13 protein-coding genes are annotated in these 16,324 nt (G+C 34.9%); all 13 read left to right on the top strand.

Annotation, left to right across the window (positions count from 1 at the left end):
• Positions 1 to 20: 20 nt before the first annotated feature.
• The 13 genes from FA045_RS06570 to FA045_RS06510 all read left to right on the top strand — a co-directional run bounded on the left by FA045_RS06570 (position 21) and on the right by FA045_RS06510 (position 16,301).
• Positions 21 to 1,001, top strand: a complete 981-nt coding sequence (locus FA045_RS06570; protein WP_136875720.1) for a deoxyhypusine synthase family protein — start codon at positions 21 to 23, stop codon at positions 999 to 1,001.
• Between the two features lie 394 nt (positions 1,002 to 1,395).
• Entirely contained in the window at positions 1,396 to 2,694 is a 1,299-nt protein-coding gene (locus FA045_RS06565; RefSeq protein ID WP_136875718.1) for a c-type cytochrome, read from the top strand.
• 47 nt (positions 2,695 to 2,741) lie between these two features.
• Positions 2,742 to 5,846 carry a TAT-variant-translocated molybdopterin oxidoreductase gene (locus tag FA045_RS06560; protein WP_136875716.1) on the top strand — a complete coding sequence of 1,035 codons (3,105 nt, stop codon included), beginning with the start codon at positions 2,742 to 2,744 and terminating at the stop codon, positions 5,844 to 5,846.
• Positions 5,847 to 5,869: 23 nt separating this feature from the next.
• Entirely contained in the window at positions 5,870 to 7,342 is a 1,473-nt protein-coding gene (nrfD, locus tag FA045_RS06555; protein ID WP_136875714.1) for an NrfD/PsrC family molybdoenzyme membrane anchor subunit, read from the top strand.
• A gap of 2 nt (positions 7,343 to 7,344) precedes the next feature.
• The gene (locus FA045_RS06550; protein WP_136875712.1) at positions 7,345 to 7,881 is read left to right on the top strand and encodes a DUF3341 domain-containing protein; all 537 of its coding nucleotides are present in this window, start codon (positions 7,345 to 7,347) and stop codon (positions 7,879 to 7,881) included.
• Positions 7,874 to 8,458 carry a c-type cytochrome gene (locus FA045_RS06545; RefSeq protein ID WP_225871294.1) on the top strand — a complete coding sequence of 195 codons (585 nt, stop codon included), beginning with the start codon at positions 7,874 to 7,876 and terminating at the stop codon, positions 8,456 to 8,458. The genes FA045_RS06550 and FA045_RS06545 overlap by 8 nt, the downstream gene beginning before the upstream one ends.
• Positions 8,459 to 8,473: 15 nt before the next feature.
• Entirely contained in the window at positions 8,474 to 9,712 is a 1,239-nt protein-coding gene (locus tag FA045_RS06540; RefSeq protein ID WP_136875707.1) for a quinol:cytochrome C oxidoreductase, read from the top strand.
• A 60-nt stretch (positions 9,713 to 9,772) separates the two neighbouring features.
• Positions 9,773 to 10,999 (top strand): cytochrome c oxidase subunit II, encoded by a 1,227-nt coding sequence (locus FA045_RS06535; protein WP_136875705.1) that lies wholly within the window; start codon positions 9,773 to 9,775, stop codon positions 10,997 to 10,999.
• A 117-nt stretch (positions 11,000 to 11,116) separates the two neighbouring features.
• Entirely contained in the window at positions 11,117 to 12,907 is a 1,791-nt protein-coding gene (locus FA045_RS06530; protein ID WP_136876221.1) for a cytochrome c oxidase subunit I, read from the top strand.
• Positions 12,908 to 12,997: 90 nt separating this feature from the next.
• Entirely contained in the window at positions 12,998 to 14,059 is a 1,062-nt protein-coding gene (locus FA045_RS06525) for a COX15/CtaA family protein (RefSeq protein ID WP_136875703.1), read from the top strand.
• Positions 14,060 to 14,067: 8 nt separating this feature from the next.
• On the top strand, positions 14,068 to 14,973 hold the full coding sequence (cyoE, locus tag FA045_RS06520; protein ID WP_136875701.1) for a heme o synthase: 906 nt from the start codon (positions 14,068 to 14,070) through the stop codon (positions 14,971 to 14,973).
• Between the two features lie 10 nt (positions 14,974 to 14,983).
• The gene (locus tag FA045_RS06515; RefSeq protein ID WP_136875699.1) at positions 14,984 to 15,562 is read left to right on the top strand and encodes a cytochrome c oxidase subunit 3; all 579 of its coding nucleotides are present in this window, start codon (positions 14,984 to 14,986) and stop codon (positions 15,560 to 15,562) included.
• A gap of 31 nt (positions 15,563 to 15,593) precedes the next feature.
• Positions 15,594 to 16,301, top strand: coding sequence for a cytochrome c oxidase subunit 3 (locus tag FA045_RS06510; RefSeq protein WP_136875697.1), 708 nt, complete (start codon positions 15,594 to 15,596; stop codon positions 16,299 to 16,301).
• The last annotated feature ends 23 nt before the right edge of the window (positions 16,302 to 16,324 follow it).

Genomic DNA, 16,324 nt, shown 5'->3' with positions numbered 1-16,324 from the left:
CGAACATTAAAAATATAAAGATGAGTACTACAAGAGGACCGATATCGAAATTTATGGAGACTAACTATCTTCATTTTAATGCTGCCGCGATGATGGATGCAGCTAAAGGTTACGAAACGCATTTAGATGAAGGAGGGAAAATGATGATTACCCTTGCTGGTGCAATGAGTACGGCAGAATTAGGTATTTCATTAGCAGAAATGATTAGACAAGATAAAGTTTCTATCATTTCATGTACTGGTGCAAACTTAGAAGAAGATATTATGAACTTGGTAGCACATTCTCATTATAAACGTGTTCCTAATTATCGTGATTTAAGTCCGCAGGATGAATGGGATTTATTAGAAAACCATTATAACCGCGTTACAGACACTTGTATACCAGAAGAAGAAGCTTTCCGTCGCTTACAAAAACATATCCATAAAATCTGGAAAGATGCTGATACAGCTGGCGAAAGATATTTTCCGCATGAGTTTATGTATAAAATGTTATTGAGTGGCGATTTAGAACAGTATTACGAAATCGACCCAAAAAATTCATGGATGCTGGCAGCGGCCGAAAAGAATTTGCCAATTGTTGTACCTGGATGGGAAGATAGTACGATGGGTAATATTTTTGCTTCTTACGTAATGAAAAGTGAATTAAAAGCAAGCACCATGAAAAGTGGTATTGAATATATGGGTTGGTTGGCCGATTGGTATATTGCAAATTCAGAAGGTAAAGGAATTGGCTTTTTCCAAATAGGCGGTGGTATTGCAGGCGATTTTCCTATTTGCGTTGTACCGATGTTATATCAAGATATGGAAATGGAAAACATTCCTTTTTGGAGCTATTTCTGTCAAATTTCAGATTCAACAACTTCCTATGGTTCTTACTCTGGAGCGGTACCAAATGAAAAAATTACTTGGGGTAAGTTAGATATTCACACACCAAAGTTTATTGTAGAGTCTGATGCAACGATTGTTTGCCCTTTAATATTTGCTTGGATATTGAAAATGTAATTTTTTCTCATTCTGTAATTGCTTTAAATTAGATATAGTTTGTAATTACGTTTATTTAAATAACTGATTTTAAGTATTTGACCTTTAATGGTAAATTAATTTAGCTAATTGATGACATCATTAAGGGTTTACATACTTCTAAATTAAGTTCCAAATATTTTATCAAATATTTATGCTTCAAAAATCATCTTATTTACAAAACCCTTGATTTTTTTAGCCTACAAGCAGAAAATGCAATAATTTAGAATGATTATAAATTGTATTTCAATGTCAGTATTATGTCACTGGTAACTTAATAAATTTTACTTTTGTTCAAATCTTTTGGAGGCGGTTAAACACCCCTTTAGCTTAAAGGTTTAAAATTTTTTTCAAAAAACAGCATAAAATACTCATTATGAGGAATATCTCATTCATTTTTAAGAAAGTTTGGAAGTCGACATTCGTTTTGGCAGCTCTATCTTTTTTAATTTTAACTGGAGCTCAAGCGCAAACTGACTTAGTAGAAGGTAAAACTTTATTTAAATCTAAGTGTGCTTCTTGTCACGCTCTTGATTACGATGGAACTGGTCCGGCATTAACGGCTGGTGTAAATAAGCACGATGATGCTTTTCTAATCCCTTGGATTAAAAACAATGCAGCTTTGATAGCTTCCGGTAATAAGGAGGCAATTGAGACGTCTAAGTTAAAAACATCAGAAATGACTGCTTTTCCAACTTTAACAGATGCACAAATTTTAAACATTGTGGCTTACGCTAAAGCTGGAGAACCTAAAGCAGATCCTGCTGTTGGTGGAGGTGCTGCTGTAGTAGATGAAGGTGCTTCGGGTCTTTCTATTGCAGGTGTTATTGCAATTATCATTCTATCAATTATTGTATTGGTTGTTTTAGGCCGTGCAGTAAAAATGTTAGAGCGTTTAATTTTAGAGAAACAAGGCATTGCAGTTGTTGAAGAAGAAAGCGTTTCATTAGTTGCTGGTGTGCGTGGATTGTTCAAAAACAAGAAATTTGTTTTCTTCACGGTGTTGTGTTTGGTAATGGTATTGGGTTCATTCGGTTGGATGGGTATGTGGGAAACTGGTGTTCACACTGGTTATCAACCAGCTCAACCAATTAAATTCTCTCACGAATTACACGCAGGTATCAATCAAATCGATTGTCAATATTGTCACACTAGTGCATTCAAATCTAAAAACTCAACAATTCCTTCGCTAAACGTTTGTATGAACTGTCATAAAAACGTTCAAGCTAGAACAGAAGATGGTGCAGTTTCTCCAGAAATTCAAAAAATATACAATGCTTTAGGTTACGATCCCGAAGCGCAAACTTACGACAAGACTAAAGAGAAACCAGTAGAATGGGTACGTGTACACAACTTGCCAGATTTTGCTTATTTCAACCACTCGCAACACGTTGTAGTAGGAGAAGAGGCTATTCGTAAAGAAAAAGGTTTAAAACCTACAGATCAAGTATGTTTTGCATGTCATGGTCCGGTTAATACAATGGAGGAAGTTTATCAGTATTCTCCACTAACCATGAAATGGTGTATCGACTGTCATAGAAACGCAGATATCTCTAGTAAAAAAGATGATGCTTTCTACACTAACATCATCAAAGCACACGAGAAAATTAAAAAAGGCGAAAAAATCACTCCAGCGTTATTAGGTGGTTTAGAGTGTGGTAAATGCCATTATTAATAAATAGAATTTATAAAGAACGTTCGATAAACAGTAATAGAGCTTAAATGGAAAGCAATAAAAAATACTGGAAAGGCCTAGAGGAGTATAAAAACACTCCCGATTTTGTTGAGAATAACAAAAACGAATTTGCTGAGCCTATTCCAATAGAAGATGTTTTAAGTGAAGCAGGATTAAGTACAGTTACACCACGCCGCGACTTTTTAAAAGCCCTTGGTTTTGGTTTAGGAGCTGTTACTTTAGCGGCTTGTCAGAAAGCGCCTGTACACAAATCAATTCCTTATTTAATTAGACCAGAGGAAGTTGTTCCTGGTATACCAAACTATTATGTTTCTACCTTTAAAGGGCAGAGTGTATTGGTTAAAACGGTAGTAGGTCGTCCAATTAAAATCGAAGTTAATCCAAATGCAGGTGTATTTAGTACAGGTACTGATGCACAGGCACAAGCTTCAGTATTAGATTTGTATGATGTATCGAAACTTAAAAATCCTTTACTTAAAAAGGATGAAGTAACATCATGGGCTGATATTGATACTTTCGTTAAAGGTGAATTGAATAAAGTTCAAGCTTCAGGCAAAAAAATCCGTATCGTATCTTCTAGCTTAAACAGTCCTTCTGCTAAAGCTGTTGTTACAGATTTTACAGCTAAATATCCAACTACTAAACATGTACAATATGATGCTGTTTCTTACACAGGTATCATTAAAGCAAATGAAAATAGTTTTGGTAAAGCAGTATTGCCAAAATATAACTTCGATAAAGCTGATTTAATTGTAAGTTTTGGTGCCGACTTTTTAGGTACTTGGATTAGCGGCGAAGAATTTACTGCTCAATATGTTTCTAACAGAAACTATAAATCTTTAGAGAACAAAAAAATGTCTCGTCATTTTCAGTTTGAAAGTGGTATGAGCTTAACTGGTACAAATGCTGACACACGTGTGCCAATTAAATTATCTGAAGAGGGTCCTGCTTTAATTACGTTATATAATGCAGTTACTGGTGCAAACTTATCAGGTGGTACATTAGGTAACAACACTACTGCTGATAAAGTGGTAAAATTAGTTGCCAAAGAATTATTACAGAATAAAGGAAAATCAGTAGTAGTTTCTGGCTCTAATGATGTTTCTACACAAATATTGGTTAATGCCATTAATGCTGCAATTGGTAGCTATGGCACAACAATCGATTTAGATAATGCTTGCAAACGTTACGAAGGTAATGATGCAGAGTTTGCTGAATTGATTAATGAAATGACTAGAGGTGAAGTTGGTGCGGTTTTCTTCTTAGATTCAAATCCAGCTTACGATTCGGTTAATGCAAAAGCATTTACAGATGCTTTAGGCAAAGTAAGTTTAAAAGTATCTTTTGCTGATAGAGTTGATGAAACTTCTGATTTATGTGATGTAGTTGCAATTACGCCTAACTATTTAGAGTCATGGGGTGATGCAAATACTTACGAAGGTTTCTATTCAATCGTTCAGCCAACTATTAATCCTGTTTTCAACTCTCGCCAAGCTGAGCAAAGTTTCTTGATTTGGTCTGACGCAACTGTACAAGATTACTACCAATATGTGCGTAACAATTGGGAGAAAAATGTTTTACCAAGTGTAGGCAAATCTTGGAATGATGTATTGCAAGCTGGAGTGATTTCTACTACAGCAAAAACTGCAGGAGCTTATACCTTCAGTATGTCTTTAGATGCAGTTGCATCATCTATTGCTACAAGTAGTAAAGCATTAGCAAAAGGTAATGGTAAAGATGTTTTAGAATTACATGTTTACGAAAGCGTTGCAATACGTGATGGTAAATATGCAAATAACGCATTCTTACAAGAATTGCCAGATCCAGTTTCGAAAGTAACTTGGGATAACTATATCGCTTTAGCACCTAAACAAGCAGAAGCTTCAGGTTATAAAGAATTTGATATTGTAACTATTAAAAACGCACAAGGTGTTTCAATTGATTTACCGGTTTTAATTCAACCTGGTCAAGCAATGGGAACTGCTTCTGTAGCATTAGGTTACGGACGTACTAAAGTTGGAAAAGCAGGTGATAATGTAGGTAAAAATGCATTTCCATTTGTTACTTTTAGCAATGGTACATTAAAATATGCTACAACAGCTACTTTAGCTGCTACTGGCGGAAGAGAAGAATTAGCTCAAACACAAACACACTACTCTTTCGAGGGTAGAAATATCATTCGCGAAGCTACTTTAAAAGATTATTTAAAAGATCCAGCTGCTGGTTCAGGAAATCATCATAAACATAAAGTTTACGATTTATGGACTACAGATAAGCACGAAATGGTTGGAAACAACTGGGTAATGGCAATCGATTTGAATGCTTGTACTGGTTGCGGATCATGTATTGTAGCTTGTAACGTAGAAAATAATATTCCTGTAGTAGGTAAGGATGAAGTTCGTAAACGTAGAGAGATGCACTGGTTGCGTATCGATCGTTACTACAGCTACAACCAAGAGCCTTCTGCAAAAGCTGATGATCATGGTGGTCATGGTTCTAGCAATGGTGCAGTAACAAAAGAAAAAGAAATTGCACATTTAGAGGCAGATCAAATGAACAATGTTTCTGTTGTTCACCAACCAATGATGTGTCAACACTGTGATCACGCTCCATGCGAAACAGTTTGTCCGGTATTGGCAACAGTACACTCATCTGATGGTTTAAACCACATGGCTTACAACCGTTGTGTTGGTACGCGTTACTGTGCAAATAACTGTCCATATAAAGTTCGTCGTTTCAACTGGTTTAACTACTGGAATGATTCACGTTTCGATAACTATTTGAATAATGAGTTTACGCAATTAGTATTAAACCCAGATGTTACTACACGTTCACGTGGTGTAATGGAAAAATGCTCAATGTGTATTCAACGTATCCAAACTGGTAAATTAGCTGCTAAGTTAGAGAAACGTCCTTTAAAAGATGGAGATATCAAAATGGCTTGTCAACAAGCTTGTTCTGCAAATGCAATTATCTTTGGTGATAAAAATGATCCAAACTCAGAAGTTTCAAAAGCATTAAAGAGCGAACGTATCTACTATGTTTTAGAAGAGATAAACGTAGAACCAGGTATTGGCTACATGACAAAAATTAGAAATATAGATTCAGAAACTAAAGAAGTACACGTTTAAGCGTATACTTAGCAATATAAATTATGTCAGGACATAACGAATCAATTTTAAGAGAACCATTAATTACTGGTAAAGATATCACGTATGCTCAAATTACGGATGATATTTTATTACCAGTAGAGAGCAAGCCAAATAAGGCTTGGTGGATTGGCTTTATTCTTTCACTCTGCGGTGCAACACTATGGGTTGTGGCTGTAGGCTATACCTTCTGGTTCGGTATCGGAGCTTGGGGTTTAAATAAAACAGTAGGATGGGCTTGGGATATCACCGGTTTCGTGTGGTGGGTAGGTATTGGTCACGCTGGAACACTAATCTCAGCAGTACTATTACTCTTCCGTCAGAATTGGCGTAACTCCATTAACCGTTCGGCAGAGGCGATGACCATTTTTGCCGTTATTTGTGCTGCTACTTATGTAGTTTCTCACATGGGTCGTCCTTGGTTAGCTTATTGGGTATTACCATTGCCAAATCAATTTGGTTCACTTTGGGTAAACTTTAACTCTCCATTGGTATGGGATATGTTTGCAATCTCAACATATTTCTCAGTATCATTGTTATTCTGGTACACAGGTTTATTACCGGATATTGCAACCATTAGAGATAGAGCTGCAGGAATGCGTAAAAAAGTATATACTGTTCTTTCTTTCGGATGGAATGGTAACGTAAAAACTTGGCAACGTTTTGAAGCAGTATCATTAATCTTAGCAGGTATTTCAACTCCACTAGTACTTTCTGTACATACAATTGTATCTATGGACTTTGCAACGTCTGTAATTCCTGGATGGCACACTACAATCTTCCCTCCATATTTTGTGGCTGGAGCGATTTTCTCAGGATTTGCGATGGTGTTAACCTTATTATTAGTTGCACGTAAAGTATTAGGTTTAGAGAATTACATCACAATGTTCCACATTGAGTCGATGAATAAAATTATCATCTTAACAGGATCAATTGTAGGTGTTGCTTACTTAACTGAGTTTTTTATCGCTTGGTACTCAGGTTCAGAATATGAGCAATATGCATTCATCAACCGTGCTACTGGACCATACTGGTGGGCATATTGGATGATGATGACCTGTAACGTAATTTCTCCACAGCTATTGTGGTTTAAGAAAGTACGTACAAGTATTGCTGCTACTTGGATTTTATCAATTGTAGTTAACATCGGTATGTGGTTTGAGCGTTTCGTAATTATTGTTACCTCATTACACAGAGATTATTTACCATCAAGTTGGACCATGTTTACACCAACTTGGGTTGATGTGAGCGTATTTGTAGGCTCAATTGGTTTGTTCTTCACATTATTCTTATTGTTCTTGAGAGTATTACCTTCAATTGCAATAGCTGAGGTAAAATTATTATTGAAGAGTGCAAGCGAGCAAGCAAAATTAGAATTGATCAAAGATGGTCACTTAGATAAAGAACATGTTGCAGAATATGTAGAATCTTTAGAAAAGTTTGATAGTGTTAAACAAGAAGAATACGCAAAAATATAACAATGAGTAATATCAAATATATTTTAGGTAGTTTCGGCGATCCAGACGAAATGATGCATGGCATCGAGAAGTTGCAGGAAAATAACATCAAGATACATGATGTTTATACGCCAATGCCTATTCACGGGATTGAAGCAAAATTAGGTGTTAAAAGATCAAGATTAGACATCGCGGCATTCTTTTTCGGTATCACCGGAACATTAACAATGCTAACAGGAGTTTATTTGGCTACAGTTGTAGATTGGCCTATAAATATTGGAGGTAAAACGCATTTCGCACTTCCAGATTTTATTCCAATAACTTTTGAGTTAACCATCTTGTTTTGTGCTTTTGGATTAGTTGGTTCTTATTACGCATCTACGCATTTATTTCCAGGTAGAGCACCAAGAGTAATGGATCTTAGAGCAACAAATGATCGTTTTATCATTGCTGTTGATGCAAAAGAAAATACTGAACACACTAAAATTGACGAACTATTAAAAGGTGCAGGTGCTTTAGAGGTAAAGTATAATGAAAGGAAGTACATTAGCTATGAATAAAAATATAGTATACGCTGCGTTTACGCTGCTAGTTGCTGTTGTAATGCTTTCTGCTTGTAGAGATAAAAGAAGTACAGGTTTAGAATATGCAAGAAACATGTATGATCCAATTGCTTACAATCAGGATCAACCAAACAAAAACTTTGCTAACGGAGCTACGTCTCAAACTCCGCCAGCAAATACAGATCCAATAGGCTTTGTTAAGTTTGAGTATGCAAATACAAAAGAAGGATATGAGGCTTCTTCTGTAGTGGTTAATCCATTGCAGTTAACGGAAAAGAACCTTTTAGAAGGTAAACATTTTTACACTGTATTTTGTGCTCCATGCCACGGTGATAAAGGTGATGGCCAAGGTCATATCGTAAAATTAGATAAAGGTATTTCAGGCGTTCCGGCTTATTATGGTGCAGAGGCAGTTTCATCACGTGGTGGCGCAATGGCAAGCTTATCAGCTGGAAAAATCTATCATACAATTACCTACGGATTAAACGCTATGGGATCTCATGCTTCACAACTTACTCCTACAGAAAGATGGAAAGTGGTGTTGTATGTACAACAATTACAAAAAACTAAATAAGAAAAGCAGATATAAATGGCAACTCATCATTATAATTTAAGTGAACAATTTGAGTTTACAGGAAAAGCTAAAATCCTAAGTATAGTAGGCATCGCATTAGGTGCAATAGCTATAGTTTATGGTTTTATGAGTGGTGCACACGAACGTACTTTCGCAAACCTGTTACTTATGGCATATTACTTTGCGTGTGTTTGTATGTCTGGTGCTTTCTTTTTAGCCGTGCAATATGTTGCTCAGGCTGGTTGGTCTGCATCGATATTAAGAGTACCACAAGCTATGGCAAAAACACTTCCAATAGCTGTAGTAATTTTATTAGCAGTCATAGGTGCGGGTCTTTTTACCCATAATCTTTATCACCATTGGGCAGATCCAGAACTTTTAGTTGAGGGTGGACCTAAATATGATAAACTAATTGCAGGTAAATCTGCATTCTTGAATATTCCTTTCTTCATGTCAAGACAGGTGATCTTTTTAGCTATTTACAGTTTCTTTGCTGTTAAGCTATCACAATGGTCTGCACAAGAAGATTTAGTTGGAGGTTTAAATTACTATCGTAAAAGTTTTAAAAATGCTTGTATTTTCTTAGTTATCTACGGATTTACAACTCCAATATTTGCATTTGACACCATCATGTCCTTAGAGGCACACTGGTTCTCTACAATGTTCGGTTGGTACAACTTTGCAGCAATGTGGGTTAGCAGTTTAGCAACCATTGCTCTTATCATTATCCTTTTAAGAAAAGCTGGTTACATGAGCTGGGTAAATAATAGCCACTTACATAACTTAGGTCAGTTTATATTTGGTTTCTCTATTTTCTGGACTTACGTATGGTTTGCTCAATTCTTGTTGATTTACTATGCAAACATGTCTGAGGAAACAGTTTATTTTTACAAACGTTTCAATAACTATGAGGCTTGGTTTTACATTAACTTGATTTTAAACTTCTTAACTCCATTATTATTGTTAATGGATCGTGATAACAAAAGAAGTGAAAACATTTTGATGGTGGTTTGTATATTGGTTTTATGTGGTCACTGGGTTGATTATTACCAAATGATTATGCCAGGTATTTTCGAATTTGGCACTAAAGTTATCGATGGAAAACCTGGTAGTGGTTTTGGAATAATAGAAATAGGTACTGCATTAGGGTTTGTTGGTTTATTTACTTTTACTGTATTAAGTTCTTTAAGTAAGAAACCTTTAATTGCAAAAAACCATCCGTTTTTACAAGAAAGTTTAAACCACCATCTATAGTAGAGTAGGTTTAAGGGTTTATAAATTAATATAAAAGTACATCGTACTGCTTTTAAGAAAATGAGTTTAAGAAAAATAATTAGTAATAAAACAATGTCGGCATTTGCAGTAATATTAACTGTATTTGCTAGTACAAGTGTGTTTGCTCAAGAAGCTGCCGCTACCGCTAAACCAATAGATATGGGTCCGATTTATAAATCAACCTTGTTCTACGTTTTATTGTTTTTGCTATTGTGTTTATTTATCGCAATAGTTGGTAAGGCATTAAGGGTTTACGAATTAACTCGTGAAACACAAGGTAAACCAGAAGGCATCAATTGGGATACTGTAAACGGTGTGCTGTTTGCAATATTTTTGGTTGTTGGTTTATATGGTGTATACTGGGAATACACAGTGCATGGTGAAATGATTTTACCAGAAGCAGCTTCTGAACACGGTAAACGAATTGATGAGATGTTTAACTTAACATTAATCATTACGACTATAGTATTCATTTTAACACATATTGTATTATTCGCTTTTGCTTATTTCTACAAGAGCAGTGGCAACAGAAAAGCATATTATTATCCTCACAATAACTCGTTAGAGCGTATTTGGACAATTGTACCAGCTTTAGTTTTAACAGTTTTGGTTTTAATGGGTTTTTTAACTTGGAGATCAATATTTTATAAAATTGAAGATCCAAATAATAAGCCATTGAGTATAGAAGTTACTTCATCGCAATTCCAATGGGATATCCGTTATCCAGGTGCTGATGGTGTTGTTGGTTTAAAAAACTATAAAAAAATTACTGCGATTAATGCTTTAGGTATCGATTTTAGTAAAAAAGAAAGTTTAGATGATCAAGTAGCTGATGAAATTGTATTGCCTGTAAATAAACCAGTGCGTTTCATTTTAACAAGTAAAGATGTATTACATAGTTTCTACATGCCACATTTTAGAGTTCAGTTAAATACGGTACCTGGTATGACTTCTTATTTCGAATTTACACCTACTATTACTACTGATGAAATGAAGGTTAAAACAAATGATCCTTCTTTCAATTACTTGTTACTATGTGCTAAAATTTGCGGTTCTAACCACTATAATATGCAAAAACCTGTTAGAGTTGTTTCTCAGGCTGAATATGATGAGTGGGTAACTAAACAAACACCATATTTAACTGATGATTTGAGAAAGGTATTTAATTTACCAGTGCCAGTAGCACCAGCAACACCTGCTAAAGCTGCTGATACAACTGCAAAAGATTCAACAGCAATAACAAATCAAATAGCTTTAAAAAAATAATAATACTGGAGAGCCCTTATTATGTCAACTATATCACTTCAAGATACACACCACCACGATAACCATGATGACCACGGTCATCACCATGAGACATTCATATCTAAGTACATTTTTAGTATGGATCATAAAATGATTGCCAAGCAATTTTTAATTACTGGTATCATAATGGCAGTTATTGCCATGGGTTTATCTATTTTATTTAGATTACAATTGGCTTGGCCAGATAAAAGTTTCCCTTTACTAGAATCATTTTTAGGTAAATGGGCAGAAGGTGGTAGAATAAAGCCTGACTTTTACTTAGCCTTGGTAACCATTCATGGTACCATCATGGTATTCTTTGTATTAACCGCCGGCTTAAGTGGTACATTTAGTAATTTATTAATACCACTGCAGTTAGGAGCTAGAGATATGGCATCGCCATTCTTAAATATGCTTTCATATTGGTTCTTCTTTTCTGCTTGTGTAATTATGATGGGTTCATTTTTTATACAAACTGGCCCTGCAAGTGCGGGTTGGACAATTTATCCACCGCTTTCTGCAATACCAAAGGCAATAGATGGTTCTGCAATGGGTATGACCATGTGGTTAATTAGTATGGTAATGTTTGTTGCATCATCTTTAATGGGTGGTATCAACTACGTTACTACAGTATTAAATATGCGTACTAAAGGTATGGATTTATGGAAAATGCCATTAACAATTTGGGCATTCTTCTTAACAGCTATTTTAGGTATTTTATCATTCCCAGTATTGGTTGCGGGTGTTGTTCTTTTAATTTTCGACCGTAGTTTTGGTACAAGTTTCTATTTATCAGATATTGTAATGGGAACACAAGTACTTCCAAACGAAGGTGGTTCGCCAATTTTATGGCAACACTTGTTCTGGTTCTTAGGTCACCCAGAGGTATATATTGTAATTATGCCAGCATTGGGTATCTCATCAGAGATTATCTCTATTAACTCTAGAAAACCAATTTTTGGTTACCATGCAATGATTTATTCATTGATTGGTATTACAACTTTATCATTCATTGTATGGGGTCACCATATGTTTGTAACGGGTATGAATCCTTTATTGGGTGGCGTATTTATGATTACAACTTTGATTATTGCAGTACCTTCAGCAGTAAAAACATTTAATTACCTAGCTACATTATGGAGAGGTAATATCAGATTTACTCCAGCAATGCTTTTTGCAATTGGTTTAGTTTCTTTCTTTATCTCTGGTGGTTTAACTGGTATTTTCTTAGGTAATGCTGCATTAGATATTAACTTACATGATACTTATTTTGTAGTTGCTCACTTTCACTTGGTAATGGGTTCTGCTGCAATTTTCGGAATGCTTGCAGGTGTTTATCATTGGTTCCCTAAAATGTTTGGTAAAATGATGAGTGCTAAATTAGGATATTTACATTTCTGGTTAACATTTATCTGTGCTTACTTGGTATTCTTCCCACTACACTTTTTGGGTTTAGATGGTGTTCCTCGTCGTTACTATGCATTTACTGAATTCGAATTCATGAATAAGTGGTTAACAGTTAACGTATTTGTAACTTGGGCTGCTATTATTGCTGCTTTAGCTCAAGTAGCTTTCTTATTCAATTTCTTCTATTCTATTTTTAGAGGTAAAAAAGCTCCTCAAAATCCTTGGGAAGCAAATACTTTAGAGTGGACAACTCCAGTAGAACATTTACATGGTAACTGGCCAGGAGAAATTCCAACAGTGTATCGTTGGCCTTATGATTATAGTAAGCCAGGTGCTGAAACTGATTTTATTCCACAAACTGTTCCTTTCTCTCAAACAATGAGTTCTAATTTACCTCATGATTTTGAAGGCAATACAGAAGCTGAAGAAATTCAGAAGGGCTGGGAAGTAAAGAATAAACCAGCAGCTACTGAAGCAGAATAAACTACATAGCTAGTTTACATATAAAATAAGGTATCTGCGGAAGTAAATAAGCTTGCACCAGATACCTTATTTTTTTAATCTACTAACCCCATGATTGCGAAATCTGAAAGAAGATTTGTAAGAATAAACTTTATTACTATTGCTGTAACTTTACTAGTCATTTTGGCTGGAGGCATTGTTCGCAGTACTGGTTCAGGTATGGGTTGCCCAGATTGGCCAAAATGTTTTGATCAGTACATTCCACCTACTGATGTATCTCAATTACCTGCAGATTACAGAGACAAATACGTAGAGGGTAGATTAAAAAAGAATGAAAAATTTGCCAAATACTTGGAAAGTATGGGTAAAAATGAATTGGCAGATAGTATAAGAAATGATAAAAGTATAATTGTTCCTGAAGAGTTTAATGCTTCCAAAACGTGGACTGAATATATTAACCGCTTAGCTGGTGTAGCCTTAGGTATTTTTTTACTAATTACAGCTGTTCTTTCATTTACTTATAGAAAATCTGCTAAAAGGATAGTGGTATTGAGTTTGCTTAATATACTTATAGTTGGTTATCAAGGCTGGTTAGGTTCAATTGTGGTATCAACCAACTTAACACAATGGGTAGTAACCGTACACATGCTTTTGGCATTGGTAATTTTAGGGATTTTAATTTATACCTATAATTATGCTGTAATGTTGCATAAAGAAAAAAGTGTGATTATGTATCGCATTATGTGGTTGAAAGGATTTTTAGCCTTCACTATTATAGTATCAATCATTCAAATTGTAATTGGTACCGAAGTTAGAGAAAGTATAGATTCTATATCAAAAGCTTTAAATTTTAATGAAAGAGATAGTTGGGTTGCTAAAGTAGGTTCGGTATTTGTTTGGCATAGGGATTTGGCCATACTTGTTGCAATTTGTAACGTGATTGTATATAAAATGGTAATTGATAGATTTAGTGGAAAAGCTTGGTCTTTACTAACGGCTAATTATATCATCATTGTTTTGATTATACAAATAGCAACTGGATTTTTACTTTCTTACTTTTCATTACCACCATACGCTCAGACTTTGCACATATTTTTTGCAACCGTATTATTTACCTTGCAATATTACCTGTATCTATTAGTTTATAGAACAGAAACATACAAACCAAATTAACCAATAAATTGAAACAGTTTTTTTCAGATTTCTCGAAATTGATCAAATTCAGGCTAACCTTTTTAGTGGTTTTTTCTGCATCTGTTACTTTTTTAATTGGATCAAAAATTCAGATAGATCGTGGTATATCGCCAGGTATTAACTGGACAAATTGGTTGATTTTAATTGTAGGAGGATTTTTGGTAACAGCTGCTGCAAATTGTTTTAATGAGATTATCGAGAAAGATTTAGATAAATTAATGGATAGGACAAAAGATCGTCCGATGCCAGCAGGAACAATGACTACCGGACAAGGTTTAGTTTTAGGCCTAATTATGGGTATTGCTGGAACATGGCTTTTAGGCAAGTTGAATTTAGAAACAGGATTAATATCTGTTTTCTCTATTTTACTTTATGCCTTTGCTTACACGCCTTTAAAGCAGAAATCGCCAATTGCAGTATTTGTTGGTGCAATACCTGGAGCTTTACCTCCGCTAATCGGATATATTGCAGCAATAGGCGGCCAATCTGAAATTGGATATGTACCAGTTGATTACTTAATTGCAATCATTCTATTTTCAATTCAGTTTGTATGGCAATTTCCACATTTTTGGGCCATAGCTTGGGTTTTAGATGATGATTATAAAAAAGCTGGTTTTAGATTATTGCCTACCAAGAAAAGAGATAAGGTTAGTGCTGTGATGACATTTATAAGCACATTAATTTTAATACCGGTTAGTTTATTACCAACATTCTTTGGTTTTGGTGGATATTATATAGCAGCAGTTTCTATTATTGCTGGATTACTTTTCAGTTATTACGCTTATCAATTAATGGTTAAAATGGATTTACCAAGTGCCAAAAAAGTGATGTTCTGCTCTTTTTTTTACATCCCCTTGGTACAGGTAGTTTTATTATTTGATTTAATAGTATAAAATATTTAAAATGGTACAGACAATAACACAACAAGATTTAAATTTTAACGCCAAACCTAAAAAGTTTGTAGTTTGGTTGTTCGTGGTGTCATCTACTATTATGTTTGGTGGATGGACAAGTTATTACATTGTTTTTGCAGCTTCTAAAGGTAAAGGACACGGATTAGTTTTGCCAGATGTGTTTACTTACAGTACTGTAGTTTTGTTGCTAAGTAGTGTAATGCTTTATTTAGCATCAAGATCGCTTAGAAATAATAATAGAAAACAACAGCAATTATTTTTGTGGCTAACCATGGCTTTAGGCTTAGTATTTGGTTATTTGCAATTTCAAGGGTGGACAAGCTTATACAATAGTGGGGCAGCATTAATTAATAATAACGCGGCAATTTCTATGATTTATATCGTGTCGGGTTTTCACTTGATACATATTTTTGTAGGCATTTGCTTTATTTTAAATGCACTTGTTGGCTCATACAAGCAGCTGCCGATAGAAAAAGCTACTTATCGCCAAGATATTACTGCTATTTTTTGGCATTTTATAGATATTTTATGGATATATCTGTATGTTTTTTTACTTTTGAACAATTAGATTTTTTAACAAACTAATATACTATTACTAAATGGATTCATTATCGAAGTTAGACCAAGTAAAAACCACTCCATGGGCCGGTGGCCGTTCACCTTGGAATTTGGAATATGGTAAAATAATGATGTGGTTTTTCTTATTATCAGATGCCTTTACATTCTCATCATTATTGGTTTATTATGGCGCACAGCGTTTTACCAAAGCTACTTGGCCATCGCCAGATTTAGTTTTTCAATCTATTCCGGGTATAACCGATTCTGGTGCTCCACTTGTATTTGTGGGTATCATGACATTCATCTTAATCATGAGTTCGGTAACTATGGTATTAGCGGTAGAAGCTGGACATAGAAGAGCAAAAAAGGAAGTGATTTGGTGGATGGTTGCTACTATTATTGGTGGTTTCATGTTCTTAGGCTGTCAGGCAATTGAATGGACACACTTACACCATGAAGGTTTTTGGTGGGGAGAAATTCCAACTGCAGAAGAATTAACTCATTTCTTTAATGGGCCAGTTTCAACTATTGCAGCACAACAATTTGCAAACCTATTCTTCACTATTACAGGTTTCCACGGTTTCCACGTATTTAGTGGGGTAGTCATCAATATCATCATTTTAATCATGACAATTAATGGAACTTTTGAAAAACGTGGTCATTATTTAATGGTAGAGAAAGTTGGTTTATACTGGCACTTTGTAGATTTAGTTTGGGTGTTTGTATTTACATTCTTCTATTTAGTTTAATTATTATTCTTTAAAAATATCAT

Origin of the sequence: Pedobacter cryotolerans, assembly GCF_005116475.1 — a bacterium.
In the GTDB taxonomy this organism is placed as follows: Bacteria; Bacteroidota; Bacteroidia; order Sphingobacteriales; family Sphingobacteriaceae; genus Pedobacter; species Pedobacter cryotolerans.
This window is presented reverse-complemented; position numbering and strand designations above follow the sequence as displayed.